The 24,284-nt window shown below is 72.4% G+C and carries 22 protein-coding genes; 11 read left to right on the top strand and 11 right to left on the bottom strand.

The features are described 5' to 3' along the window. The first annotated feature begins 165 nt into the window (after nucleotides 1-165). The gene (locus tag ACFYYB_RS03255; protein WP_389432936.1) at nucleotides 166-879 is read left to right on the top strand and encodes an alpha/beta fold hydrolase; all 714 of its coding nucleotides are present in this window, start codon (nucleotides 166-168) and stop codon (nucleotides 877-879) included. Here the strand turns inward: ACFYYB_RS03255 and ACFYYB_RS03260 are convergent. The 5 genes from ACFYYB_RS03260 to ACFYYB_RS03280 form a co-directional block, all read right to left on the bottom strand. After that, complete coding sequence (locus ACFYYB_RS03260; RefSeq protein ID WP_389432937.1) at nucleotides 845-1,210, bottom strand: DUF4328 domain-containing protein; 366 nt, start codon at nucleotides 1,208-1,210, stop codon at nucleotides 845-847. The genes ACFYYB_RS03255 and ACFYYB_RS03260 overlap by 35 nt on opposite strands. Nucleotides 1,211-1,308: 98 nt before the next feature. Then, nucleotides 1,309-4,332, bottom strand: a complete 3,024-nt coding sequence (locus tag ACFYYB_RS03265) for an alpha-mannosidase (protein ID WP_389432938.1) — start codon at nucleotides 4,330-4,332, stop codon at nucleotides 1,309-1,311. Between the two features lie 118 nt (nucleotides 4,333-4,450). Next, nucleotides 4,451-5,326 carry a carbohydrate ABC transporter permease gene (locus ACFYYB_RS03270; protein ID WP_389432939.1) on the bottom strand — a complete coding sequence of 292 codons (876 nt, stop codon included), beginning with the start codon at nucleotides 5,324-5,326 and terminating at the stop codon, nucleotides 4,451-4,453. Beyond that, the gene (locus ACFYYB_RS03275; protein WP_389433452.1) at nucleotides 5,323-6,216 is read right to left on the bottom strand and encodes a carbohydrate ABC transporter permease; all 894 of its coding nucleotides are present in this window, start codon (nucleotides 6,214-6,216) and stop codon (nucleotides 5,323-5,325) included. Before ACFYYB_RS03275 ends, ACFYYB_RS03270 begins: the two co-directional genes overlap by 4 nt. 179 nt (nucleotides 6,217-6,395) lie before the next feature. Continuing rightward, the gene (locus ACFYYB_RS03280) at nucleotides 6,396-7,730 is read right to left on the bottom strand and encodes an ABC transporter substrate-binding protein (RefSeq protein WP_389432940.1); all 1,335 of its coding nucleotides are present in this window, start codon (nucleotides 7,728-7,730) and stop codon (nucleotides 6,396-6,398) included. A gap of 396 nt (nucleotides 7,731-8,126) precedes the next feature. Here ACFYYB_RS03280 and ACFYYB_RS03285 point away from each other — a divergent pair, with 396 nt between their 5' ends. The 3 genes from ACFYYB_RS03285 to ACFYYB_RS03295 all read left to right on the top strand — a co-directional run bounded on the left by ACFYYB_RS03285 (nucleotide 8,127) and on the right by ACFYYB_RS03295 (nucleotide 11,318). Continuing rightward, nucleotides 8,127-9,218 (top strand): ABC transporter ATP-binding protein, encoded by a 1,092-nt coding sequence (locus ACFYYB_RS03285; RefSeq protein ID WP_389432941.1) that lies wholly within the window; start codon nucleotides 8,127-8,129, stop codon nucleotides 9,216-9,218. 134 nt (nucleotides 9,219-9,352) lie between these two features. Next, nucleotides 9,353-9,946, top strand: coding sequence for an ArsR/SmtB family transcription factor (locus tag ACFYYB_RS03290; protein WP_389432942.1), 594 nt, complete (start codon nucleotides 9,353-9,355; stop codon nucleotides 9,944-9,946). Between the two features lie 100 nt (nucleotides 9,947-10,046). Next, nucleotides 10,047-11,318: an MFS transporter gene (locus ACFYYB_RS03295; protein ID WP_389432943.1), complete on the top strand. Its 1,272-nt coding sequence runs from the start codon at nucleotides 10,047-10,049 to the stop codon at nucleotides 11,316-11,318. Nucleotides 11,319-11,340: 22 nt separating this feature from the next. Here ACFYYB_RS03295 and ACFYYB_RS03300 read toward each other — a convergent pair whose 3' ends face one another. Next, nucleotides 11,341-11,814 (bottom strand): winged helix-turn-helix transcriptional regulator, encoded by a 474-nt coding sequence (locus ACFYYB_RS03300; RefSeq protein WP_389432944.1) that lies wholly within the window; start codon nucleotides 11,812-11,814, stop codon nucleotides 11,341-11,343. A gap of 109 nt (nucleotides 11,815-11,923) precedes the next feature. Between ACFYYB_RS03300 and ACFYYB_RS03305 the strand changes: the two genes are divergently transcribed. Next, on the top strand, nucleotides 11,924-12,415 hold the full coding sequence (locus tag ACFYYB_RS03305; RefSeq protein WP_389432945.1) for a PaaI family thioesterase: 492 nt from the start codon (nucleotides 11,924-11,926) through the stop codon (nucleotides 12,413-12,415). An 8-nt stretch (nucleotides 12,416-12,423) separates the two neighbouring features. Here ACFYYB_RS03305 and ACFYYB_RS03310 read toward each other — a convergent pair whose 3' ends face one another. After that, complete coding sequence (locus ACFYYB_RS03310) at nucleotides 12,424-12,984, bottom strand: TetR/AcrR family transcriptional regulator (RefSeq protein ID WP_389432946.1); 561 nt, start codon at nucleotides 12,982-12,984, stop codon at nucleotides 12,424-12,426. A gap of 114 nt (nucleotides 12,985-13,098) precedes the next feature. Here ACFYYB_RS03310 and ACFYYB_RS03315 point away from each other — a divergent pair, with 114 nt between their 5' ends. Then, nucleotides 13,099-13,791 carry an SDR family oxidoreductase gene (locus ACFYYB_RS03315; RefSeq protein WP_389432947.1) on the top strand — a complete coding sequence of 231 codons (693 nt, stop codon included), beginning with the start codon at nucleotides 13,099-13,101 and terminating at the stop codon, nucleotides 13,789-13,791. A 219-nt stretch (nucleotides 13,792-14,010) separates the two neighbouring features. Here ACFYYB_RS03315 and ACFYYB_RS03320 read toward each other — a convergent pair whose 3' ends face one another. Both ACFYYB_RS03320 and ACFYYB_RS03325 read right to left on the bottom strand, forming a co-directional pair. Next, nucleotides 14,011-14,985, bottom strand: a complete 975-nt coding sequence (locus ACFYYB_RS03320) for a universal stress protein (protein ID WP_389432948.1) — start codon at nucleotides 14,983-14,985, stop codon at nucleotides 14,011-14,013. A 48-nt stretch (nucleotides 14,986-15,033) separates the two neighbouring features. Beyond that, nucleotides 15,034-15,390 carry a hypothetical protein gene (locus tag ACFYYB_RS03325; RefSeq protein ID WP_327303143.1) on the bottom strand — a complete coding sequence of 119 codons (357 nt, stop codon included), beginning with the start codon at nucleotides 15,388-15,390 and terminating at the stop codon, nucleotides 15,034-15,036. A 193-nt stretch (nucleotides 15,391-15,583) separates the two neighbouring features. On the opposite strand from ACFYYB_RS03325, the gene ACFYYB_RS03330 reads away from it, so the two are divergent. After that, nucleotides 15,584-16,033, top strand: a complete 450-nt coding sequence (locus ACFYYB_RS03330; RefSeq protein ID WP_389432949.1) for a universal stress protein — start codon at nucleotides 15,584-15,586, stop codon at nucleotides 16,031-16,033. Between the two features lie 90 nt (nucleotides 16,034-16,123). Here the strand turns inward: ACFYYB_RS03330 and ACFYYB_RS03335 are convergent, their stop codons facing one another. Together ACFYYB_RS03335 and ACFYYB_RS03340 are read right to left on the bottom strand one after the other, a co-directional pair. After that, nucleotides 16,124-17,089, bottom strand: a complete 966-nt coding sequence (locus ACFYYB_RS03335) for a serine/threonine dehydratase (protein ID WP_389433453.1) — start codon at nucleotides 17,087-17,089, stop codon at nucleotides 16,124-16,126. Nucleotides 17,090-17,120: 31 nt separating this feature from the next. Then, entirely contained in the window at nucleotides 17,121-17,765 is a 645-nt protein-coding gene (locus ACFYYB_RS03340) for a TetR/AcrR family transcriptional regulator C-terminal domain-containing protein (protein ID WP_389432950.1), read from the bottom strand. Nucleotides 17,766-17,957: 192 nt separating this feature from the next. Between ACFYYB_RS03340 and ACFYYB_RS03345 the strand changes: the two genes are divergently transcribed. The 4 genes from ACFYYB_RS03345 (at nucleotide 17,958) to ACFYYB_RS03360 (ending at nucleotide 24,265) form a co-directional block, all read left to right on the top strand. Beyond that, nucleotides 17,958-19,673 carry a ricin-type beta-trefoil lectin domain protein gene (locus ACFYYB_RS03345; protein ID WP_389432951.1) on the top strand — a complete coding sequence of 572 codons (1,716 nt, stop codon included), beginning with the start codon at nucleotides 17,958-17,960 and terminating at the stop codon, nucleotides 19,671-19,673. Between the two features lie 118 nt (nucleotides 19,674-19,791). Beyond that, nucleotides 19,792-22,137: an alpha-N-acetylglucosaminidase gene (locus ACFYYB_RS03350; protein ID WP_389432952.1), complete on the top strand. Its 2,346-nt coding sequence runs from the start codon at nucleotides 19,792-19,794 to the stop codon at nucleotides 22,135-22,137. 225 nt (nucleotides 22,138-22,362) lie between these two features. After that, nucleotides 22,363-22,626, top strand: a complete 264-nt coding sequence (locus tag ACFYYB_RS03355; RefSeq protein WP_389432953.1) for a hypothetical protein — start codon at nucleotides 22,363-22,365, stop codon at nucleotides 22,624-22,626. Nucleotides 22,627-22,669: 43 nt separating this feature from the next. Continuing rightward, nucleotides 22,670-24,265 carry a molybdopterin-dependent oxidoreductase gene (locus ACFYYB_RS03360; RefSeq protein WP_389432954.1) on the top strand — a complete coding sequence of 532 codons (1,596 nt, stop codon included), beginning with the start codon at nucleotides 22,670-22,672 and terminating at the stop codon, nucleotides 24,263-24,265. The last annotated feature ends 19 nt before the right edge of the window (nucleotides 24,266-24,284 follow it).

Consider the following 24,284-nt stretch of genomic DNA (forward strand, 5'->3'; position numbering starts at 1 on the left):
CAGCTGTGAGGACGGCCGCCGGCAACCCTCCGGTTCTTATCCGCTGATGACCGTTGTGTGACAAACCACAGGCCCGTCTCGTCGCGGATCGACGAGGGCGAGAGACCCCGCCCTTTGCCCCGCCCCTTGCCCCGCCACCCGATGCCGGACGCTACCCTCGGCCGGATGACGCGGAATCCCAGCAGCACCCCGCCGGTCCAGCGGCGCACCGTGACGGTGAACGGCGGAGTGCGCCTCGCCTACGAGGTCACCGGCCCGGTGGCCGGACCCCCGGTGCTCCTGCTCCCGGCGCTCGGCAAGACCGCCGCCGACTGGGCGCCCGTACGGGACGAACTCGCTCGGGAGCGGCGGGTGTTCGCGCTGGACCTGCGCGGCCACGGAGCCAGCGCGTGGCCGTCGGCGTACTCGCTGCCGCTCATGCGGGACGACGTGCTGGGCTTCCTGGACGCCCTCGGACTAGACCGGGTGGACCTGGTGGGGCATTCGATGGGGGGCGTCGTCGGGTACCTGGCGGCCTCCGCGCGGCCGCACCGGTTCGGCCGTCTCGTCCTGGAGGACGCGCCCGCGCCGCTCCCCCGCGAGCCCGTGGTCCCGGAACGCCCCGAGGGCGAACTCGCCTTCGACTGGGCGATGGTGCTCGCGGTCCGGCCCCAGCTCGACCGCCCCGACCCGGCCTGGCTCGCGGACCTGGCGCGGATCACGGCCCCGACGCTGGTCGTGTACGGCGGTCCCACCAGCCACCTGGCGCCCGCGTCCTTCGACGAGGTGGTCCGCCGCATCCCGGACGCCCGCCTGCTGACCCTCCCGTACGGCCACTTGATCCACGCGGCGGCGCCGGGCGAGTTCACGGCGGCCGTGGCGGCGTTCCTCGGGGCGTGATCCCGGGTCGCACCCCCGGGACCGGGGCGAGTGAGGTCAGCGTGGCCTTGCCCGACAGCCTCGACGCACTGGCCGACCACACCTTCAGCGCGATCAGGCAGCGCAGGACGGTACAGCCCACGACCGGAATGAACCAGACTCCGATCGCCCAGCCCGCACCGCCCCGGATGGCTCCCTGCGCGTACGCGCCGGCGTTCACCCGGACCCGGTGGAACCAGACGATGCAGACCACCGCCGTGAGGATCATGGCCAGCTTGACTGCGCGCCGAGCGGTGACAGTCGTGCGGTACCGGCGGACATGACGAGGGACCCCCCACGGGTGCGTTGACATGCGGAGGCCCGCCGACGGGGGCGGGCAGGCAGAACATACGGCACGGGTGGGCCCGCGCCGCGGGGCGCCCCGGTCCAGGGGGCGCCCCGCGGTGGTGGTCAGGCCCGGTGGAGGCGGACCGTGACGATCTGGAACGGGCGCAGGGTCAGGGCGACCGTGCCGTCCGCGGCGAGGGCGGAGACGGCCGCGCCCTCCAGAGGGCGTTCCAGCAGGTCGCTCTCGACCGCCGCCGTCAGGGGGAACCCCGCCGCCAGGGTGGCGTGCGCGCGGCCGCCCCCGGATTCGTAGAGCCGGACGACCACGTCGCCGCTGCGGTCCTCGGCGAGTTTCACCGACTCGACGACCACCGCGTCCGTGTCCACCGCGACCAGCGGGGCCACCGGGCCCGCGCCGCGCAACACGCGCTCGGGCAGGTTCAGCGCGTGGCCCTCGCGGACCGCGTCGCCCACGGCCGCGCCGGGGGCCAGCGAGAAGCGCAGGGTGTGCGCGCCCTGGTCGGTCTCCGGGTCCGGGTAGCGCGGGGCCCGCAGGAGGGAGAGGCGGACGGTGGTGGTCTGGCCGCCGTCCGGGCGCACGTCGCGGGTGACGTCGTGCCCGTACGTGGAGTCGTTGAGGACCGCGACGCCCCAGCCGGGCTCCTCGGCGTGAATCCAGCGGTGCGCGCAGATCTCGAACTTGGCCGCCTCCCAGGAGGTGTTGGTGTGGGTGGCCCGGTACACATGCCCGAACTGCGTTTCGGAGGCGGACCGTTCGGCCTTGACGTCCAGCGGGAAGGCCGACTTGAGAAACTTCTCCGTCTCGTGCCAGTCCACGTCCGTGACGATGTCCACCGTTTTCGCCCCGGCCCGCAGGGTGACCGTCTGGACCACACGGGACAGACCGAACGAGCGGCTCACCCGCACGGCGGCCGCGTCGGGCCCGGCCCCCGCGACCTCCAGCGCGTCCAGGTCCACCAGATCAGTGACCTTGTTGCGGTAGAACGCGTCGATGTCCCAGGCGTCCCACATGTTCGGGAAGTCGGGGTGGATCTGGAGCAGGTTCGCGGCGGCCCCGGGGGCGATCGATTCCCGGCCGGCCTCCAGGTCGTACGCGGACACGATCAGGCCGCGGCCGTCGATCTCCACGAGGAGCCGCCCGTTGGCGAGGACGTGGCCGCCGCCGTGGCGCTCCTGCACCGTGACGGGCTGCTCGGCGGCCGCCGGCCGGCCGGCCCCGCCGGCGGGGACTCCGCGCCGGGCGTGCGGGGCGCAGTTGAACACGAGCTCCTCCTCGCCCGCTCCGGCGAGGGCCGTCTGCGCGGCCACGGTGACGGCCGTCAGTTCCTCGCGCACCTTGGCGTACGTCTCGCGGGCCTCGCGGTGCACCCAGGCGATCGAGGAGCCGGGGAGGATGTCGTGGAACTGGTGGAGCAGCACGGTCTTCCAGATCCGCTCCAGGTCCTCGTACGGGTACGCGTACCCGGGGACCTTCACCGCGGCCGTGGACGCCCACAACTCGGCTTCGCGCAGCAGTGATTCGCTGTGCCGGTTGCCCTGCTTGGTCTTGGCCTGGGAGGTGTAGGTGCCGCGGTGCAGTTCCAGGTAGAGCTCGCCGGCCCACACGGGCGCGTCCCCGTACTCGGCGTGCGCCTTCTCGAAGAACGCGTCGGGGCGCTCGATCTCCACGCGCGGGGAGCCTTCGAGGTCCCGCTGCCGCTTGGCGCGGCCGAGCTGCTCGCGGGTCGGGCCGCCTCCGCCGTCGCCCCAGCCGAAGGGGGCCAGCGAGCGTGAACCCCGCCCCTTCTCCTGGTAGTTGCGGGCGGCGTGCGCCAGCTGGGCGCCGCCGAGGTCGGAGTTGTAGGTGTCGACGGGCGGGAAGTGCGTGAAGACGCGGGTGCCGTCGATGCCCTCCCACCAGAAGGTGTGGTGGGGGAACTTGTTGACCTGGGACCAGGAGATCTTCTGGGTGAGGAACCACTTCGAGCCGGAGAGCTTGACGATCTGCGGCATGGCGGCGGTGTAGCCGAAGGAGTCGGGCAGCCAGACGTTGTTCGTCTCGATGCCGAACTCGTCCATGAAGAACTTCTTGCCGTACAGGAACTGGCGGGCCATGGCCTCGCCGCCGACCATGTTGGTGTCGGACTCGACCCACATGCCGCCGACCGGCACGAACTGCCCGTCGGCGATCTTCTTCTTGACGCGCTCGAAGAGCTCGGGCCGGTAGGTCTTGATCCAGTCGAGCTGCTGGGCCTGGGACATGGCGAAGACGAATTCGGGGTGCTCGTCCATCAGGCCCAGCATGTTGGACGTGGTCCGCGAGACCTTGCGCACCGTCTCGCGCAGCGGCCACAGCCAGGCGGAGTCGATGTGGGCGTGGCCGACGGCGCTGATCCGGTGCGCGGAGGCGTTGGCGGGGGCGGCCAGGACCTCGGCGAGCAGCGCGCGGGCGTCGGCCGCGGTACCGGGGACGTCGCAGAGGTCCACCGCGTCGAGGGCGGAGTCGATGGCGCGCAGGATCTCGTAGCGCCGGGCATCGCGCTCGTCGAGCTGCGTCATCAGGTCGTAGAGGACTTCGAGGTCCTGTACGAGTTCCCAGACCTCGGTCTCGAAGACGGCGAGGTCCATCCGGGCGAGCCGGTAGAGGGGCCTGTCGCCGCTGGTCCGCTTGTCGCCCTCGTAGGTGACCGCGTGGTCGACGAGGATCGGGTTGGAGGCGCCCTCGACGTACCACTCGATGCGCTCGCCGCCGTCCGCGCGGTCGGCGACGCGCACCCAGTCGTTGTACGGGTTGAGCGCCTTGACCTCTCCGCCGTCGGCGCGGTGGACCAGGCCCTCGCACTGGAAGCCGGGCATCATCCGGTCGAAGCCGAGGTCGAGCACGGCTTCGACCGTGCGGCCGGCCCAGTCGGCGGGGACGGTGCCGGTGACCTTGAACCATGTGGTGCCCCAGGCCGGGCCCCACATGTCGCCGATGGCGCAGGGTTCGTAGGAGGCCGCCAGGCCCTCGGCCACGGGGACGGGCTCGCCGGGGGCCTCCCACCGCTCCACGGTCAGCGGGACCGGGCGGGAGTGGACGGCGGGCTTGATGCGCTCCTTGAGGACACGGCGGAGGCGGTGTTCGGTGATGCTGCGGTCGTCGTGCATGACGGCTGCTCCAGGGTGGGGGTGGACTGTGGTCCCGCGATGGATCGGGGGCCGGGCGGCCGGGCCGCCGGGGCTCGGACGGGCCCGGTCAGGTCGGGCCCAGTCAGCTCAGGTCAGGTCAGGTCTTGATGGCTCCCTCGCCGACGCCCTTGAAGAAGAAGCGCTGGAGGGCGAAGAAGAGCAGCATCATCGGGATCAGCGCGGCCATCGCACCGGCGGCGATGATCCGCTGGTCGCTGACGGTGGTGGCGCCGGCCAGGGTCTTCAGGCCGAGCTGGAGGGTGTAGTTGTCGCTGTTGGTCAGCACCAGCAGGGGCCAGAGAAAGTCGTCCCAGGCGCCCATGAAGCTGGTGATGCAGACGACGGCCAGGGCTCCCTTCGCGGCGGGGAGGAAGACCCGGGTGAAGCGGGTCCATTCGTTCGCGCCGTCCAGGACCGCGGCTTCCTCGACCTCCTTGGGGACGGAGAGGAACGCCGAGCGCATGATCATGATGTTGAGGACGGAGACCGCGCCGGGCAGCCAGACGCCGATGAGGGTGTCGACCAGGCCCATCTCGCGGACCGTCAGGAACATCGAGATCATCACGGACTCGAAGGGGAACATCAGCGTCGCCACCAGCACGGTGAAGACGATCTTGCGGCCCTTCCAGGCGGCCCGGGAGAGGGCGTAGCCGCCCATGGCCGCGAACAGCATGTTCGAGGTGATGGCGAGGACCGCCACCGTCAGGGTGTTGCCGACGTACTGGAACAGCGGGAAGGACTCGGCGACCCGGAAGTAGTTGTCGAGGGTGGGCTGCGAGGGCAGCACCCCGTCGTACACGTTCTCGGTGCGGCCGCGGATCGAGGTCAGGAACTGCCAGACGATCGGCCCGAGCATGATCACGAGCATCAGGAGGAGCGTGGCGTACCGGCCGGCGAGGCCGGTCCAGTACCGCCGCGCGTCGGCTCCGACGCGCTTGCCCGACGTGTTGCCGAGGGAAGCGAGGGTGCTCAACTTTCGTCTCCCTTCGAGAGACGGCGGCCCAGCAGGCTGAAGACCAGCGTCAGGAGGAACAACAGGATGGAGATGGCGGCCGCGTAGCCGGTCTCGCCGGAGAAGCCGAGGCCGACCTGCCGGATGAGGAAGGGCAGCGTACGGGCGCCGCCGCCGGGACCGCCGCTCTCCCCGCCGAGGATGTAGATCTCGGTGAAGACGCGGAGCGCGGAGATCGCGGAGAGGGTGCCGACGAGCAGCATCATCGGCTTCACCTGGGGAACGGTGATGCTGAAGAAGCGGCGGACGGGGCCCGCGCCGTCCAGTGCGGCGGCCTCGTAGAGCGAGGTGGAGACGTTTCCGAGGGCCGCGAGGTAGAAGACCATGTAGTAGCCGAGGCCCTTCCACACGGTCACGATCATCGCGGAGACCAGCAGCATGGTGCTGTCGGTCAGGAACGGGATCGGCTCGGAGATGATGCTCAGCTTCTGGAACAGCGTGTTGACCAGGCCGTCGCTGCGCAGCACCCACTGCCAGATGAGGCCGACGACCACGGCCGAGGCGATCACCGGGGTGTAGAACACCGACCGGAAGAAGCCGATGCCGGGCACCTTCGTCTGCACGAGGACCGCGAGGGCCAGCGGCAGGAAGACCAGGCAGGGGACGACGACCACGAGGTACAGCACGCTGTTGCCGGTGGCGACCCAGAAGTCGGGGTCGGCGAAGGCGCGGGTGTAGTTGTCGAAGCCGACGAACCCGCCGCCGCGCAGGATCTGCGCGTCGGTGAAGGAGAGGATCACGGTGTTGACGAACGGCCAGAGGCTGAACATCGTCACCATGATCAGGCCCGGGGCGAGGAAGAGGTACGGGGTCCACCACGTGCGGTGGCGCAGCCCGGTCTCGGCCTCCATGGCCTTCTTCGCCTTCTTCGCCTGCTTGGCCTGCCTGGACTGCTTGGCCTGCCCGGTCGCGGCTTTGCTCCGCGGGGCGTTGCCCCGTCGGGACGGGCCGGGCCTCTCCCGCAGTCCCGGCCCTGCGGGCGGACTCGTGGGGCTCATGGCGCCTTCCTCTCCTCTCTCCGCTGCCGCCGTCACCGCTGTGCCGTCTTGGCGAGCAGCTTGTTCGCCTCCTCCTGGGCCTTCCTCACCGCCGTCTTGGCGTCCTGCTCTCCCTTGATGGCCTTCTGCATCTCGCGCACGACCACGTCACCGACCTGGTTGGTCCACTGGACGGGGGTGTTGGCGTCGAGTCCGGCGGTCTTCAGCTGTTCGGCGCCGATGGCGCGGGCCAGCGTCTGCGCGTCCTTGCCGTCACCCCGGTCCGAGAAGAGGGGGTCGGCGAGGCCGACGGCGTTGGAGGGGTAGATGGTGGCGTGCTTCGAGAACTCCACCTGGTTGGGGCCGTTGGTGAGCCACTTGGCGAACTCGGTCGCCGCGTCCATGTGCTTGGTGTCCTTCTTGATGCCGAGCGACTGGGCGTAGATGCCGATGTGGCCGAGCTGCCCGGTGACGGCGCCCGCGACCTGCGTGTTCGCGTAGACCTGCGGGGCGTTCTGCTTGATGTCCTTGACGAAGCCCGGGGACCCGGGACCGAAGACGATCTTGCCGCCGCCGTAGAGCTGGTTGATGTCGTCCTGCTTGAGCAGGGATTCCTTGGGCATGGCGCCCTTGGCGTACAGGTACTTCATCCGCTCGACCCACTCGACGGCCTTGTCGGTGTCGAAGGTGAACGCGTCCTGCTTCTCGTTCAGGATCGGGACGCCCATCTTCTGCCAGTCCCCGGGCAGCCGGCCCTTGGGGTCGGCCATGAAGGCCGAGTACTTGCCCCCGGACTTGGCGGCGATCCGCTCGGCGTAGTCGAAGAACTGCTCGACGCTGGTCGGCGGCTCGGCCGGGTCGAGACCGGCCTTCTCGAAGAGGTCCTTGTTGTACGTGAGGATCTCCGGGGTCACGTACCAGGGGTACGCGAACACGCTGTCCCCCTTGCCGGGCAGCTTGAACTGCTCCCAGGCGCCGGGGACGTACTCCTTGGCCACCTCGGGGTCGAGCTTCGCCACGTCCGCCAGCATCCCGCGGTCGCCGAGGAGCTGGAAGGAGTCGGTGGAGAGGTTGACCACGTCGGGGAGGGCCCCGGCCTGGGCGTCGGCGACGATCTTCTCGTTGTAGCCGTCGCCCGGCACGTCCTCCCATTTCACCTTCGCGTCCGGGTACTTCTTCTCGAACGCGTCGATGACCCCCTGGACGTACGACGTGAACATGGGCTTCAGCTGGAGCGTGCGGAACGTGATCTGTCCGGCCACCTTGCCGGTCTTCTCCCCCTCCTTCACGTCTCCGGCGCCACCGCTCATGCCACACGCGGAGGTCGCGAGGAAAGTGCCGGCCACGAGCGTGGTGATGGCTATACGGGTCACGTTCTCACGGGTCATCGTCGCCGCCTTCAGGGGGAGTTCCGGCCTCGTCGCCGGATCACTGGGCCCAAACTCACCCGGAATCAAGATTCCGTCAATATGACCAAAGTCCCGCGCGACAGGCACCCGTACGTCCCGAATACGACAGCGGGAGGCCGAACAGTCCGAAAGTCACTCCCTAACCATCACTCCGACCTGCACTGATGCGCTTTAGTCCTCACCTCCTTTGGCGTGATATCGATTCGATAACGAAGGCGATCGTTCCGGGAGAGGTTGACTTCTTATCGCCGGTCAACCAAAACTGGCACTAATGCGGTTTACCCCGCGTACCGCAATACAGCTCCGCCACTCCTGCCAACCCCACCCACACGGATCGTCCGGCACGTACCGCCGGTGAAAGAGGGATTGACAGCCATGGCCGGGATCACGTTCCACCAGACGAGCCTCACCTACCCCGGCGCCGACCGCCCCACGGTCGAATCGCTGGACCTCGACATCGCCGACGGGGAGTTCCTCGTTCTCGTCGGCCCCTCGGGCTGCGGCAAGTCCACCACCCTGCGGATGCTGGCCGGACTCGAAGAGGTCACCTCGGGTTCGATCTCCATCGGCGGCCGTGACGTCACGCACCTGCCGCCCAAGGACCGGGACATCTCGATGGTGTTCCAGAACTACGCGCTCTACCCCCACATGACGGTCGCTCAGAACATGGGCTTCGCCCTGAAGATCGCCAAGGTGGACAAGGAGACCATCCGCAAGAAGGTCGAGGAGGCGGCGAAGATCCTCGACCTCACCGAGTACCTCGACCGCAAGCCCAAGGCCCTCTCCGGCGGCCAGCGCCAGCGCGTGGCCATGGGCCGGGCGATCGTCCGCGAACCTCAGGCCTTCCTGATGGACGAGCCGTTGTCCAACCTCGACGCCAAGCTCCGCGTCCAGACGCGCGCCGAGATCGCGAACCTCCAGCGCCGCCTGGGCACCACCACCGTCTACGTCACCCACGACCAAGTGGAGGCCATGACGATGGGCGACCGCGTCGCGGTCCTCGCGGACGGCCTCCTCCAGCAGTGCGACTCCCCGCGCACCATGTACGACCGGCCGGCGAACAAGTTCGTGGCCGGGTTCATCGGCTCCCCCGCCATGAACCTGCTGAGCCTGCCGCTGCACGGGGACGGCATCCGCTTCGGCGGCTCCACGGTCAAGATCAGCCCTGCGGCCCGGGCGGCGGCGGGCGGCGCCGCCGTCACCCTGGGGATCCGTCCCGAACACCTGGACTTCCACGCCGCGCACAGCGACAAGGGCCTGCCCGTCACCTTCTACTCGGTGGAGGAACTCGGCGCGGACGGCTTCGCGTACGGGCACCTCGACCTGGGCGACGGCAACACCCAGCCGCTGACCGTACGGACGTACGGCCGCGAGGAGGGCCTGCGCGGCAAGACCATCCGGGTCATCCCGCGCCAGGAGGACATCCACCTCTTCCACACGGCGACGGGCGAACGCCTTCCCGACTGACCGCGGCCGCTCCCCGCGTCCGCTCCCCGCCGCCACGAGAGCCCCGGACAGGTCACCGACCGGTCCGGGGCTCCCCCGTCCGCAGTTCCAAAATATTTATTGCGCAAATTCCGCTTCATATCTACTGTTCCCCCATGCGACCGAAGCACGCCCCCGAGCGGATCACCGACCTGTCCCGGCTGAAGGCGTTCACGCACCCCCTGCGCATGCAGCTCTACCGGCTGCTGTACGCCGCCGGCACGGCCACCGCGTCCCAGCTGGCCGAGCAGGTCGACCAGGCCCCGTCGCTGGTCAGTTACCACCTGCGCAAGCTGGCCGAGCACGGCTTCGTGACCGAGGCGAGCGGCCAGGGCACCGACGGCCGCGAGCGGTGGTGGCAGGCGGCGTCCGACGAGGGCTGGGGCTTCCGCGGCTCGGACTTCGCGCAGACGCCCGAAGGGGCCGCCGCCGTCGACGCGGTGACCCGCGGCATCCTCGACAACCGCACCGCGCAGTACCGCGCGTACCTGGACCAGACGGACGCGTGGAGCCCGGCTTGGACCGACGCCGCGTTCACCTCCGAGTGGATGCTCGAGCTGACCGCCGAGGAACTCGCCGAGATGAGCGCCGAGTTCGAGGCCCTCACCCGGCGCTGGCGGGAGCGCGGCAAGGCCGCCCGAGCGGAGGGTGACGCCGAGGACCGCGAGCACGTGTCCGTGCACCTCTACGGGTTCCCGTTCCGGCTCTGACGGAGCCGTATCCCCACCGGTATTCCGAGCCGTGTCCCCACCGCGTTCCGAGCCGCACCCCCAGCCCGATCCCGCGCGTCCCGAGCCACTGGAGCCTGCCTTGGCCACCGCAGAGAGAGCCCTGTCCGGATACGCCGCCGTGCCCGCCCACCGCGACGGCAACGTGCTGCGCTGGCTCGCCGCGTACACCGTTTCCCTCGTCGGCGACAACGTGTACTTCATCGCCCTGGCCTGGTCCGCGCAGAAGTCCGCCGGTCCGGCCGAGGTCGGCCTCATCATGGCCGCCGGGGCGCTGCCCCGGGCCCTGCTGATGCTGGGCGGAGGCGTGGTGGCCGACCGGTTCGATCCCCGGCGCGTCCTGCTCGGCAGCGACGCGCTGCGCTGCGTCCTGCTCCTGTCGGTGGCCGCCGCCGTCGCCCTGACCGTACCGGCCTTGTGGCTCCTGGTCGCCGTGGCGCTGGTCTTCGGCGCGGTCGACGCCCTGTTCATACCCGCGATCGGAGCGCTCCCGCCGCGGATCACCAGCGCCGATCAGCTCACCCGCGTGACCGGCATGCGCTCCCTGTCCATGCGCCTCGGTCAGATCGCGAGCCCTCCTCTCGGGGGCCTGGCCATGGGACTCGGCGGCCCCACGGCCGCCTTCACCGTCGCGGGCCTCCTCTTCGCACTGTCCCTGCCGCTCCTGATGACGGTGCGCGTGCGGCCCGTCGGGGCGCGCGAGGAGACCCCGGCGGAACCGGGCACGGCGTGGAAGGACCTGCTCGACGGCCTGCGCTACATCCGCCGCCATCGCCTCATCGGCCCGCTCGTCGCCGCCGGCGCGGTATGCGAGCTCGGCCTCACGGGCACGCTCAATGTCGGCATGGTGCTGCTCAACGCGGAGCGGGGGTGGGGAGCTTCCGGCTACGGCTGGATCGTCGGCGGTTTCGGCGCGGGAGCGGCCGCCAGCGCGGCGCTGCTCGCCCTCCTCGGCCGTCTGCCCCGCGCCGGCCTGGTGCTCTCCGGGACCCTGCTGATGGGCTGCGCGGGCGCGGCCACCATCGCGCTGGTGCCGGCCCTCTGGATCGCCGTGGTGCTCGCGGCGGTCGTCGGACTGGGCGCGGGCGTCTTCGGCAGCCTGAACAACTCCCTGATACAGACCGCGGCGAACCCCGCGTACCTCGGCCGGGTCACCTCCGTCCTCATGCTCACCATGGTCGGTCTCGCGCCCCTCAGCTACCCGCTCGTCGGCGCCGCCATCGGAGCCTGGGGCTCCGCCCCGGTCTTCGTCGGCTGCGGCGCCTTCGGCAGCCTGGGCGTGGCCATCGCCCTGTCCTCCAGCGCCGTGCGGCGCGCCGAACTGCCGCGACCGGCGCCGGGCAAGGCCGCGTAGGCGTGTCGTTCGGGACGGCCGTTCAGGAGGAGCCGCGGGCACCCGGACCCGGGCGGACGGTGACGTCCTGCGGGTTCAGGGCGGTGTGGTCCGCGGTGCACTGGACGGCGACGCGGACCGGGGCGCCGCAGTCGGTGTGGGTCATGTCCAGGACGGGGCGGGGGACGTCGGGGCCGAGGGCGTACGTCTCGCCCCACTGGCCGAGCGCCATCAGGACGGGCCACAGGTCCCAGCCCTTACGGGTCAGGCGGTACTCCTTGCGGGAGCGCCGTCCCGGTTCCTGGTAGCTGACGGTCTCCAGCACTCCGGCCGCGGTCAGCTTCCGCAGGCGGTCGCTGAGGACGGCCTCCGAGAGGCCGATGTGACGGTGGAAGCCGTCGAAGCGGCGCACCCCGTTGACGGCGTCGCGCAGTATCAGCAGCGTCCACTTCTCCCCGACCACGTCGAGCGCGCGCTGGACGGGGCAGTTCTCCGTGCTGACCTCAAGCCACTCCATCCCGTCATCGTAAGGCCACGGCTCCGCTGGCTTCGTCGTTGACAGTCAGCCGACAGCACGGCTAGCTTCAGCCGGAGAAGCCAAATGACCGACAGGAAGGCACCGGGCCGTGGGGCGAACGCGTACGTACAGCTGGGACGACCCCGCGATCCCGGCGCAGGCCGCCCGCGGCATGGCGGGCCTGGACTTCCTGCGCGAGGTGCAGGCGGGGCGGGTCTCGCGTCCGCCGATCGGCCGGACCCTCGAGTTCGAGCTGGACGAGGTGGACCACGGCCGGGCGGTCTTCTCCCTCCTGCCGGGCGAAGAGCACTACAACCCGATCGGCACGGTGCACGGAGGCGTGTTCGCCACGCTGCTCGACTCGGCGGCGGGCTGCGCCGTGCAGTCCACGCTCCCGCAGGGGATGGCGTACACCTCACTCGACCTGACCGTGAAGTTCCTGCGTCCGATCACCGTGGACACGGGCCGGGTGCGGGCCATCGGCACGGTACTGAACGCCGGCCGCCGCATCGCCCTCGCCGAGGCCCAGTTGGTGGACGCGCAGGACCGCCTGCTCGCCCACGCCACGAGCAGCTGCATGCTCTTCCCCGTGCCCGCCTAGCAATCCGATCAGGGGGCTGACGTCAGCGCCGCGTGCGCCGAGGCGAGGATTTCCTCGGAGAGCGGCGAGCCCTTGGTGGCCCGGGACAGGAGCAGCGCGCCCAACAGGGTGCAGAGCCTGACGGTCCCGTCCTCATCGTCGGTGGCGAGGAACTCGGCGAACCGGGCCGCCCCCTCGGTGTAGACGTGCCGGGCCTCCGGCCCCCCACCCTCCCGCGCCATGTCGGTGGCGAGCGCGGCGACCGGGCAGCCGTCCGCCGGGGCGTCGCGGTGCCCGACGGAGAGATAGGCGTCGATCAGCGCCTGCTGGGCGGCGCCCCGCTGCCCGTCGTGCTGCTCCAGCCCGGCGGTGTGCCGCAGGGCGAGCTCGGCGAAGGCCCGGGCGGTCGCCTCGGTCACGAGCGCCTCCTTCGAGGCGAACTGCTTGTAGAAGGCGCCGTGGGTCAGCCCCGCCGCCTTCATCAGGTCGGCGACGCTGACCTGCGTCCCCCGCTCCCTGAGGAGCCGGGAGGCGGTGTGCACCACCCGCCTGCGATTTTCCTCCGCCTGCGCCTGCGACACGCGACCCATGACTACCTCCCGTTTGGATGTCGACTGGCATCTATCTTAGGACGGTGGTTAGATTGCATCCATAATCTAATTGCGCGGGGTGCCGGCCGGCACCCGCCAGGGCGAGGAGCAGGCATGGAACTGAAGAACGCGGTCGCGGTCGTCACCGGCGCCAACCGGGGCCTCGGGCGGCATCTGGCCGCCCAGCTCGTGGAGCGCGGCGCGAAGGTCTACGCGGCGGCCCGCCGCCCGGAGTCGGTCGACCTCTCCGGCGTCGTCCCGCTGCGTCTGGACGTCACGGACCCGGAGTCGGTGCGGGAAGCCGCCCGCACCGCTTCCGACGCGACCCTGCTGATCAACAACGCGGGCATCTCCACCGGCGCGACGCTGATCGGAGGCGATCCGGACGAGGTGCGCCGGGAGATGGAGACCAACTTCTTCGGCCCGCTGACCGCGACCCGGGCCTTCGCCCCCGTCATCGAGGGCAACGGCGGCGGAGCCGTGCTCAACGTCCTGTCGGTGCTGTCCTGGGCGCACCCCGCCCACCTCGGCTCCTACGCCGCCACCAAGGCCGCCGCCTGGGCCCTGACCGGCGCGACCCGCGAAGAGCTGGCACCCCGGGGCATCGCCGTCTCGGCCCTGCACGTGGGCTACATGGACACCGACATGGCCGCCGCCGTCCCCGCCGACCGGAAGGTCTCCGCCGCCGACGTCGCCACCCAGACCCTGGACGGCATCGAGGCCGGCCTGGCGGAGATCGTCGCCGACGAGCTCACCCGACAGGTCAAGCAGGGCCTCGCCGCCGCACCGCAGCCGATCGCGGTCTGAGGCCCACCGGGTCGGGTTGATCTGACGGATCAACCCGACCGGGCGTTGCACGGCCTAGGCCGTCTCTTTCGGATCCTGTCGGCCGAGCCCGCGGCGTCTGGTGCCGTGCCTGGGCGTGCTGCCGGGGCGCTCGCGTACGGGGCGTACGGGGGCGCCTCGGCAGTGCGGCCAGGCACGGCACCAGACGCCGCGAGCCCGGCAAGATCCGAAAGAGACGGCCTAGCCGCGTACGGGAACCACCGCCACCGGGCACAGGGCGTGCAGGAGCACCGCGTTGGAGACCGAGCCCATCAGCAGGGAGTTGGCCCGCAGGCGGCGGCGGTGGCGGCCCACCACGATGAGTTCGGCCCGCTGGGAGGCGGTGACCAGGCGGCCGGCCGGGTCGCCTGGCGCGACGACCGCTTCGACGGTGACGTCGGGGTAGTGCCTGGTCAGGTACGGCTGGAGGCGCGCGCGCTGGTTCTCGGCGAGTTCCCGGGCCGTCTCGGTGGCCTCGGCGCCCGCGGCGCCCGGCGGGTGGCCGCCGCCGCGCTCCGCGACGAGGGAACCGACCAGGGTGAGCGAGGACAGCGGGACCAGGTGCGTGGAGACGACCTGGAGCACCGCGCCCCGGCGGCGGGCCTCCGCGAAGGCGAAGTCGACGACGTCCTCGGAGGTCTCGTCGGGTGCCAGGCCCAGGACGATCCTCCGCTCGCCGCCCGGGTCCCGGCCCGGCGCCTGCCCCGCGGCCTCCTGCGTGACGAGCCGCGCGGTGTGCGGGACGACCACGACCGGGCAGGGCGACTGGGCCGCGCACACCCGGCTGTTGGAGCCGAGCAGCAGGCTGGCGAAGCCGCCGAGCCCGCGCGAGCCCATGACCAGGAGCTGCGCGCCCGCCGCGAGTTCGATCAGGGTGGCGGAGGGGGTTCCGTCGCGGGAGACGCAGGTGACGGGCGGCAGGTCGTCCCGCCCGGCCAGCCGCTCCCGTACCGCGTCCAGAACCGGATCGCCCTCCCCGCCGGGCGGCGGTACGAGGGCCTCACCGTGGGCGTGGATCCGCGGGGCGTCGGGCCGTACGTGCGCCACGTAGAGCTCCGCCCCGCGCGTGCGCGCGGTGTCGAGGGCCCAGTCCAAGGTCCTCAGGCTGTGTTCCGAGCCGTCCACCGCGGCCAGGACGGGGCGGGCGGGGGCGGCAGTGGCCGAGTTGGTCTGCATGCCTCCACCCTCCGGCGGTGCGGCTCCCTCAGGCAGGGGCCGAAGGCCCTACTTCACGCGGTAGTCGGCCTTCTCCGCGAGCTTGCCGTCCTTATAGCAGAAGCGCAGCACCGTATCGCCGTTCCCGGCGTCGGACAGGTACCAGGAGCACTGGCTGCCGGCGGGCACGGCGGGGCCGCCGTCCTTGAGGGCCGAGGTGACGAAGCTTTCGCCCGAGGGCAGCTTGGCGCGGACCTCGGCCTCGGAATCGCCCACGCTCACGGCCTCGTACACCTTCTGGTCGACGAGGGTCTTCTCGGCGACGTCCATGACCTTGCCGACCCCGAACAGCAGTGCCACGAGCAGTCCGATCCCCAGCACCCCGGCCACCACACCGCCGATCAGACATCCATTGCGTCGCGCCACGTCGAACTCCTCGTCCCTCTGCGTTCCTCTGTCTGCTTGTCCTCCCGACTCTCGCAAGCGGGGTCGGCCGCCGCTGTTCTCCAAAGTCTCGGGACCGCGCAACGATCGTCGTTCGAGGTCGGAACGGGTGCGGCGTGTATACAGGGATGAGAACGATCATTCGGACGAACCGCTTGAAACGTGAGGAACCATCGTGAGCCAGAACACCGAGCCTCTGATCGTCGTCGGCGTGGACGGTTCGAACCACTCGAAGCAGGCCCTGCGCTGGGGCGTGGCCCAGGCGAAGGCCATCGGCGGCCGCGTGCACGCCGTGATGAGCTGGGACTGGAACACCAACCCCTTCGGCATCAGCCCGGCCGAGCAGACCGAGCTCGTCCACGCCGAGGACGCCGCCCGGCAGAAGCTCGCCGACACCGTGGCGGAGGCGGTCGGCACCTCGCCGGGCGTGCCGGTCTTCCGCCGGGTGGAGCAGGGCTCGCCCGCGCAGGTGCTGGTGGAGGCCTCGAAGGAGGCGGCGCTGACGGTCGTCGGCACCCGCGGCTACGGCGGCATCAAGGGCGCGCTGCTGGGCTCGGTGAGCCAGCAGGTGGTGCAGTACGCGGCCAGCACGGTCGTCGTGGTCCGCGAGGACGGCTCCGCCTGAGCCGCCGCGGCCCGAGCCATCGCGGCCGGGGCCCGGAGCGGCCGCGGCCCGGGGTCCGCTCGGCTGCGGACCCCGGGGGCGTTCCGCCGATCAGGCCGGCGCCGCTCCCAGGTCCGCCGGGTCGGTGTTGGCCCCGCAGAGCACCACGGCGACCCGTTCGCCGAGCGGCCCGGACGCGGTGCGTACGGCCGCCAGGGCGGTCGCCGCGCCGGCTTCGACGACGATGCGGTGCTCGTCCCAGAGCGCGCGCCGGGCGGCGGTGATCGCCGAGTCCGGGACCAGGACGGACGAGGCGTTCGGCTGCCGCACGGCGGCCAGCGCGTCCGCGGAGACCCGGGTGGCTCCGAGCGAGTCGGAGGCCACCGAGTCCACCGGGACGTCCACGGGCCGGCCGGCTTCGAGGGCCGCGTTCAGGGCCCGGCAGTTCTCCGGCTCGGCCGCGACGACCCGTACGCCGTGTTCCCGCGCGGCGGTCGCGATGCCGGCGAACAGCCCGCCGCCACCGACCGCGACGACGACCGTGTCCAGGCCGGGCAGGGCGGTGCGGATCTCGTCGAGCAGGGTCCCGGCGCCCGCGGCGATCAGCGGATGGTCGTACGCGTGGCTGCTCAGCGCCCCGCTCCCGGCGGCGAACTCCCGGCACGCGGCGAGCGCTTCGGCGTACCGGTCGCCGACGAGCCGTACGTCGGCCCCGTAGCCGAGCAGTCGCTCCACCTTCACGCGCGGAGCCGTGGCCGGCAGGAACACGGTGGCGGGCACGCCCTCGGCGCGGGCCGCCCAGGCGCAGGCGAGCCCGGCGTTGCCGCCGGAGGCGATGGTGACCCCCGCGCCGGTGAGGCTTCCGGCGGCGCGGTGGGCGGCGAGGAAGTTGCGGGCTCCGCGCGCCTTGAAGGAGCCCGTGTGCTGGAGGTACTCCAGGGCGTACGAGATCCCTCCGCCCGCCGGTATCACCGTGACGGGCCGCACGGCCCCGGCGATCCGGGCGGCGGCGGCGCGCACGGCGCCGTAGTCGAGAGGCACCGCGTCGAGCTGCACTGCGTCGAGCTGCTGTTCCATGAACCCGTACTCCCGTCGTTCGGACATCTCGTCAGGCCCCCGCGGGCCGGTTCGCCTCGATCAGCTGCCGCAGGGCGCCGTAGTACACCTCGTGGTCGGTCAGCGCGGGCAGTACGTCGGCCAGCCCGCCCGAGAGCACGGGGAACTCGGCGGGGTCCAGGGCGGCGAGCGCCCCGCGCGAGGCGGCGGTGGCGGCGGCCGGGTCCCGGTGGTCGACGAAGGCCGCGCTGCCCAGGGTCAGCAGGTACATCCGCCGGTACGCGGTCATCGCCTCGGCCGGGTTCATCCCGGCGGCCACGCTGTCGGCGAGCGCCGGTTCCACGAGCCGGGCGAGCAGCTGCCGGCCGAGCCAGGGGCGGCCGCCGCGCAGGATCATCAGCCCGGGGTGGGCCGCGAGGAGCCGGTAGAGGGCGCTGAACCGCCGCTCGGTGGCTTCGGCCCAGCCCTCCGCGGCCGGGATCTCGGGCAGCTGCGCGGCGAGGTGCTCGGTGCAGAGGTCGAGCAGGCCGGCGAGGTCGGTGCACCGGCGCTGGACGGTGGCGTGCGAGACGTCGAGCCGCTCGGCGAGCGCGCGGAAGCTGAGCGCGGCGGGCCCCTGCTCGTCGAGGATCCGCAGGGCGGCGGCGGCGATCGCCGCGGGTGTGGCACGGTCCAGGGCTGCTGATCTTCTCGGCATGAGATACACCGTATCAGCCACTGTCACAGCCGCCGTAACGAACGGCGTACCGTACGCCGTATCACCCTCCTCCTGCGTACTCGACTACACCCATATTGCTGGTCATTGATCAATAACCCCCGACTTATGTTGACAGCGGGTAGTCACACCGCTGCACTGAGCCCTCGACAGCCCCCACGTCAAGGAGACTCCGTGCCGCCTCGCCTGCGTGCGTCGCTCCCCTGTCTGACCGCGGCCGCCCTGCTCGCCCTCGCGCTCTGCCCCGCCCCCGCGACGGCCGAGCCCCACGCGACGTCGGACACCCCGCTCGCGCTCACCCCGCCCATGGGCTGGAACAACTGGGCGCACTACATGTGCGACATCGACGAGGCCAAGGTCGTGGCGAACGCGGACGCGCTCGTGACCACCGGCCTGGCAGCCAAGGGCTACGACACCGTCACCATCGACGACTGCTGGATGACCAAGAGCCGTGACGCGGACGGAAATCTGGTCGTCGACACGCAGAAGTTCCCGCACGGGATGGCCTGGCTCGGCGCGTACCTGCACGCCAGGAAGCTGAAGTTCGGCATCTACCAGGACGCCGGCTCCCTCACCTGCGAGCGCTACCCCGGCAGCGGCTCCCCCGAGGGCGGCGGCCCCGACCACTACGCCCGCGACGCCCGGCAGTTCGCCTCCTGGAAGGTGGACTACGTCAAGATGGACGGCTGCAACCTCTGGGTGCCGGAGGGCAAGACCAAGGAACAGGCCTACCGGGACGCCTACAACTCCGTGGCCAGGGCGCTGCGCGGCAGCGGCCGGGACATGGCGCTGTCCGCCTCGGCGCCCGCCTACTTCCAGCAGGGCGAGTGGGGCGGATCCGACTGGCACAAGGTGATCGACTGGGTCGGCGAGACCGGCCAGCTGTGGCGCGAGGGCCGGGACATCAAGGTCTACAAGCCGACCGCCCCGGACACCTCGCGCTGGAGCTCGGTCATGGGCAACTACGGCTACAACCGCTGGCTCGGCCGGTACGCCGGCCCCGGCAACTGGAACGACCCCGACTTCCTGATCGCGGGCGCCCCCGGACTCACCGCGGCGGAGAGCCGCAGCCAGGTCGGCCTGTGGGCCATGATGGCAGCGCCGTTCATCCTGTCCTCGCAGGTATCCGAACTCTCCGCGGACGGGCTCGCCGCCCTCGGCAACACCGATCTGATCGCGCTGGACCAGGACCCGATGGGCCGCCAGGGCGCGGTGGTCTCCTCGAACGCCACCTTCGACATCCTGGTGCGGCCGCTGGCGAACGGGGACCGCGCGGTCGCCGTGCTCAACCGGTCCGGCGCCGCCCGCGACATCCGCGTACCGCTCGACGAGCTCGGGCTGGACTCTTGCACCGTCGAGGCGAAGAACCTGTGGAACGGTGAGTCCCGCGAGCTGTCCGACACCTTGACCGGAACCCTGGCCGCGCACGACACGGGCGTCTGGCGGCTCACCCCGCACCCCGGCTGCGCCGAGCCCGTCCCGACCGGGCAGATCGCCGGGCGGGGCTCCGGCACGAGCGCCGCCTGCGCCGACGGGGCGAACACCACCGGCGTCGGCGCCGTCGTGATGGCGGCCTGTACGGGCGCACCCGACCAGCGCTGGACCCTGGGCCGGGACGGCGGCCTGCGCCAGGCCGGCGCCTGCCTGTCGGCGGGCGAGGAGGGCCTCGTGGAGCTGGCCGACTGCTCGGGCGACCGGCGCCACCGCGAACCGGGTCAGAGCTGGACCCCCCGCCGCGACGGCGCCCTGGTCGAGGACGCGAGCGGACTCTGCCTGACGGCTCCCGCCCCCGCGGCGGCCCCGGTCGAGCCGGGCACCCCCGCCGAGCGGCTGCGGCTGACGCCCTGCGGCGACCACCAGGTCGACCAGGCGTGGGCCCTGCCGGTCTGACGGCCCGCCCATGGGGAAGCCGACGAGGCACCAGACGAGGAAGCATCCACCCACCGAGCCGAGCGAGCCGGCCGCAGCGCCGCGGCCGGCGGAGCCGACGGAAACGAGGACGACGCGCATGCCGGTCCCCCTCACACGACGCGGCCGGGCCGCCGCCCGGCGGGCGCGCCGCCGCATCACCCTGGCCGCACTGCCCGCGGCCCTGCTCACCCTGACCGTCACCGGGGCGGCCCCCGGGGCGACGGCTCCGGCCCCGGGGGCGGCGGCTCCCGGGGCGGCGGCTCCCGCCGTGGGGGCTCCCGCCGTGGGGGCGACGGCTCCCGCGGCCCAGTCCCCCGCGGCGGCGCCCGCGCCCCGGCCGCGGGCCTTCGACATCGCCCCCGCCCGGGCCTCGTTGCAGCGGCTGCTGCCGCGCCACGCGGGGCAGTTCACGCTGGTGCCCGACCCGGGATCCGGGCCCGACACCTTCACCGTCTCCGGCACCGCCGGCGCGATCACCGTCCGGGGGTCCACCGGAGCCACGCTGCTCACCGGCGTCGGCTGGTACCTCCAGCACGTCGCCGGAGCCGACATCGGCTGGCCCGGAGACAGCATCGGCCTGCTGCCCGCCGAGCTGCCGGCGGTGCCCTCGCCGGTCACCCGCAGCGCGCACGTGGCGCACCGGTACGCGCTGAACGACACCGACGACGGGTACAGCGGCCCGTACCGCACCTTCGAGGAACACCAGCGGCAGATCGACCTGCTCGCCCTGCACGGCATGAACGAGGTGTTCGTCCAGGTCGGTGCCGAGTACCCGTACTACAAGGCGCTCCAGCGGTTCGGCTACAGCGCCGAGGAGCTGCGGGAGTGGATCCCGGGTCCCGGTCACCAGAGCTGGTGGCTGCTGCAGAACCTGAGCGGCTTCGGCGGCCCGGTGTCCGAGGAACTGATGCGCGGCCGGGCCGAGTTGGGCGGCAGGATCGCCGAGCAGCTGCGCGGTCTCGGCATGACCCCGGTCCTGCCGGGCTACTTCGGGACGGTGCCGCCTGCCTTCGCCGGGCGCAACCCGGGTGCGATCACGGTCCCGCAGGGCGACTGGGCGGGCTTCGACCGGCCCGACTGGCTGGACCCGGCCTCACCGCCCTTCGCCAAGCTGGCCGCCGCGTACTACGCGGAGCAGCGCGCGGTGTTCGGGGACAGCACGATGTACCGGATGAGTCCGCTGCACGAGGGCGGCCAGACCGGCTCGGTGGACGTGAAGGCGGCCGCCGGGGCGGTGCAGCAGGCTCTGTGGGCGGCGCATCCGGGCGCCCTGTGGGCGGTGCTGGGATGGCAGGACGATCCGACCAAGGAGCTGCTGGCCGGGGTGGACACCTCGAAGCTGCTGATCCTGGACGGGCTCTCCGACCGGTACAACCGGCTGGACCGCGAGACCCGTTGGGGCGGGACCTCGTACGCCATCGGCTCGATCTACAACTTCGGCGGGCACACGACGATCGGCGCGAACACCTCGGTGTGGATCGACCGCTTCCAGTCCTGGCGGGCGAAGCCCGACAGCGCGCTGAAGGGCATCGCCTACCTGCCCGAGGCCACCGGCACCAATCCCGCGGCCTTCGACCTCTTCACCGACCTCGCGTGGGAGCCCGGCCCCGTCGACCAGCGCCAGTGGTTCGCCGACTTCGCGGCCCGCCGGTACGGGGCCCCGGACGCCCGGGCCGCCGCGGCCTGGGAGGAGCTGCGCACGGGCCCGTACAGCACCTCCTCGGGGCTGTGGTCGGAGTCCCAGGACAGCCTGTTCGCCGCCCGGCCGAGCCTGACGGCCGTGGGATCGGCCTACTGGAGCCCCAAGGCGATGCGGTATCAGGCGGGTTCGGTGCGCCGGGCCCTGGACCACCTGCTCAAGGTGGATCCCCGGCTCCGCGGCTCCAGCGCCTACCGCTTCGACCTGGTGGACACCGCCCGGCAGGCCCTCGCCAACCACTCGCGGGTGCTGCTGCCCCGGATCAAGGCGGCCTACGAGGACCGGGACCTGGCCCTGTTCCGCGAACTGACCGCCGACTGGGCCCACCGGGAGCGGCAGTTGGACGCGCTCGTCGGATCGGATCCGAACTTCCTGCTCGGCACCTGGCTGTCGGCGGCCCGCGCACACGGCGGGGACGAGGCCGAGCAGGACCGGTACGAGTACGACGCCCGCTCGCTCCTCAGCGTGTGGGGACGGCAGAGCACCAGCGAGGGCGGCTTCCTGCACGACTACGCGAACCGTGAATGGAGCGGCCTGGTCAGCGAGTTGTACGCGCGGCGCTGGTCCTCCTACTTCACCTCGCTGGAGGAGGCCCTGGTGCGGCGCGCCGCACCGAGGGCGATCGACTGGCACGCCTTCGAGGACGGCTGGGCCAAGCTCACCACCCGCCATCCGACGCGGCCGACCGGTGACCCGTACGTCCTGGCGAGCGGCATCGCCGCCACCCTTCCCGCCGTCAACTGACCTACACCCCGCGGGAGGTGGAGATCGGCCGGTTGGAGCGGCGCTCACCCTCCGGGGGAGGCCGCCCACCCGCCCGGGGGACAACCGGGCCGACCGGCCGACGCTCCGGCGCGGCACCGGATTCACTGAAGGACGCTGCCGCACACGGATCAGGGGCGGTCACCGGAGCCATCGTCCGGTGACCGCCCCTTTCCGACGCCCGCCATCGCCGGAAGGACGCCCGCCATGTCCGAGACCGACCCGCACCGCGTCTGCGCGACCCTGGAGCTGCTGGCGCTCCTCACCGGCGGTGCCGCCGCGGCTGCCGCCGCGGCTGCCGCCGCACCCCCCACCGCGCCTGCCACCACGCCCGCCACCGCGCCCATCGGCCGGTTAGGGCCGCCCCCGGACCGGGAGCAGCAGCTTCGCCGCCGCTCCGCCCTGCGGGCACGGCTCACCGACGGGATCGTGGAGCTGCGCAAGCGCCGGCCGTCGGAGGCACCCTGGTAGGTGGGGGTTCCATCCCACCGAGCGGGGCGGACGGTGACTCCGCATGATCCGTACGAGAGCGGGTCGGGCCCGCGCCGGAGGGCCGGGGCGGTACGCGCTCGGCGCCGTCGGCGGACTGCTCGCCGCCTTCGCCGGGCTGGCCCTGGCCCAGCTGGTCGCGGCGGCCGTCCGGCCCGAGGCGGCCCCGCTCACCGCCGTCGGCGGGGCCGTGGTCGACGGCACCCCGGCCGGGGTCAAGGAGTGGGCGATCCGCAGCTTCGGTACGGACGACAAGCTGGTCCTGACCCTGGGCATCGGCGCCGTGCTGGCCGTCGCGGCGATCGCGGCCGGGCTGCTCGCCGTACGCCGCCCGGCCGCGGGCACGGCGCTCGCGGCCGCCTTCGGCGTGCTCGGCGCGGCGGCCGCGCTCGGCCGGCCGGAGGCGGCCTGGCAGGACGCCCTGCCCTCGCTGGTGGGCGGGTGCGCGGCGGCCGGAGTGCTGTACCTGCTGGTCAGAGCCATCCCTCGGCCCCGCCCGCGGCCCTCGGGAGCCGGCCCGCCCGGCGCCCTGGACCGACGCGGCTTCGGCCGCCTCGCCGTCGCCGTCCTGGCCCTGTCGGCCGGAGCCGGGTACGCCGGGCGGCGGCTCGGCGCCTTCGGGGACGCGGGGGCCACGGCCTCGCGGGCCGGGCTCGTCCTTCCGCCGCCCGCCGCGGCGGCCCCGCCGGTCCCGGCCGGATCGGACCTGCGGATCCCCGGAGCCACCCGGTTCATCACACCCGTCCGGGAGTTCTACCGGGTGGACACCGCTCTGGTGATCCCGCGCGTGAACGCGGACACCTGGCGGCTGACCGTGCGCGGGGAGGGGGTCTCCACGCCCCTCACCCTCGGCCTGCGGGAACTGCTCGCCCGGCCCCTGGTCGAGCACGACGCCACCCTGACCTGCGTGTCGAACGAGGTCGGCGGCCCGTACGCGGGCACGGCCCGCTGGCTGGGCGTGCGCCTCGCCGATCTGCTCCGCGAGGCGGGGGTCCGGCCGCCCTCGCAGGGCGGCCGCGCCGATCAGCTCGTGGCCCGCTCGGTGGACGGGATGACCCTCGGCACCCCCGTCGAGACCGTGATGGACGGCCGGGAGGCGCTGCTGGTGGTGGGCATGAACGGCGAACCGCTCCCCTTCCGGCACGGTTTCCCGGTACGGATGATCGTGCCGGGCCTGTACGGGTACGTCTCCGCGTGCAAGTGGCTGCGCGAGCTCCGGCTCACCACCTTCGCCGCGTACGACGCGTACTGGGTGCGCAGGTCCTGGGCGCAGCGGGCCCCGGTCAAGACCCAGTCGCGCATCGACACCCCGCGCCCCTCCGCCGAGGTGGCGGCTGGCCGGGTGGCCGTCGCCGGGGTGGCGTGGGCGCTGCACCGGGGCATCGCACGGGTCGAGGTACGGGTGGACGCGGGTCCGTGGCGGGGGGCCCGGCTCGGGGCGGCGGACGGGAACGACACCTGGCGCCAGTGGGTGTGGCCCTGGGAGGCGGCTCCGGGCGGGCACACGCTGGAGGTCCGCGCCACGGACGGCGTCGGCGCCGTACAGACGGGGGAACGCGCCGGAACCCTCCCCGACGGCGCCACCGGATGGCACGCGGTGACGGTCCGGGTCCGGGGCTAGGCCGTCTCTTTTTCGGATC

Source organism: Streptomyces sp. NPDC002886 (genome assembly GCF_042888445.1).
Classification (GTDB): domain Bacteria; phylum Actinomycetota; class Actinomycetes; order Streptomycetales; family Streptomycetaceae; genus Streptomyces.

Excerpts from the sequence above, each read along its gene's own strand:
- ACFYYB_RS03255 (WP_389432936.1), top strand. The coding sequence starts at position 166 with ATGACGCGGAATCCCAGCAGCACCCCGCCGGTCCAGCGGCGCACCGTG.
- ACFYYB_RS03260 (WP_389432937.1), bottom strand. The coding sequence starts at position 1,210 with ATGTCAACGCACCCGTGGGGGGTCCCTCGTCATGTCCGCCGGTACCGC.
- ACFYYB_RS03265 (WP_389432938.1), bottom strand. The coding sequence starts at position 4,332 with ATGCACGACGACCGCAGCATCACCGAACACCGCCTCCGCCGTGTCCTC.
- ACFYYB_RS03275 (WP_389433452.1), bottom strand. The coding sequence starts at position 6,216 with ATGGAGGCCGAGACCGGGCTGCGCCACCGCACGTGGTGGACCCCGTAC.
- ACFYYB_RS03280 (WP_389432940.1), bottom strand. The coding sequence starts at position 7,730 with ATGACCCGTGAGAACGTGACCCGTATAGCCATCACCACGCTCGTGGCC.
- ACFYYB_RS03285 (WP_389432941.1), top strand. The coding sequence starts at position 8,127 with ATGGCCGGGATCACGTTCCACCAGACGAGCCTCACCTACCCCGGCGCC.
- ACFYYB_RS03290 (WP_389432942.1), top strand. The coding sequence starts at position 9,353 with ATGCGACCGAAGCACGCCCCCGAGCGGATCACCGACCTGTCCCGGCTG.
- ACFYYB_RS03300 (WP_389432944.1), bottom strand. The coding sequence starts at position 11,814 with ATGGAGTGGCTTGAGGTCAGCACGGAGAACTGCCCCGTCCAGCGCGCG.
- ACFYYB_RS03310 (WP_389432946.1), bottom strand. The coding sequence starts at position 12,984 with ATGGGTCGCGTGTCGCAGGCGCAGGCGGAGGAAAATCGCAGGCGGGTG.
- ACFYYB_RS03315 (WP_389432947.1), top strand. The coding sequence starts at position 13,099 with ATGGAACTGAAGAACGCGGTCGCGGTCGTCACCGGCGCCAACCGGGGC.
- ACFYYB_RS03320 (WP_389432948.1), bottom strand. The coding sequence starts at position 14,985 with ATGCAGACCAACTCGGCCACTGCCGCCCCCGCCCGCCCCGTCCTGGCC.
- ACFYYB_RS03335 (WP_389433453.1), bottom strand. The coding sequence starts at position 17,089 with ATGGAACAGCAGCTCGACGCAGTGCAGCTCGACGCGGTGCCTCTCGAC.
- ACFYYB_RS03340 (WP_389432950.1), bottom strand. The coding sequence starts at position 17,765 with ATGCCGAGAAGATCAGCAGCCCTGGACCGTGCCACACCCGCGGCGATC.
- ACFYYB_RS03350 (WP_389432952.1), top strand. The coding sequence starts at position 19,792 with ATGCCGGTCCCCCTCACACGACGCGGCCGGGCCGCCGCCCGGCGGGCG.
- ACFYYB_RS03355 (WP_389432953.1), top strand. The coding sequence starts at position 22,363 with ATGTCCGAGACCGACCCGCACCGCGTCTGCGCGACCCTGGAGCTGCTG.
- ACFYYB_RS03360 (WP_389432954.1), top strand. The coding sequence starts at position 22,670 with ATGATCCGTACGAGAGCGGGTCGGGCCCGCGCCGGAGGGCCGGGGCGG.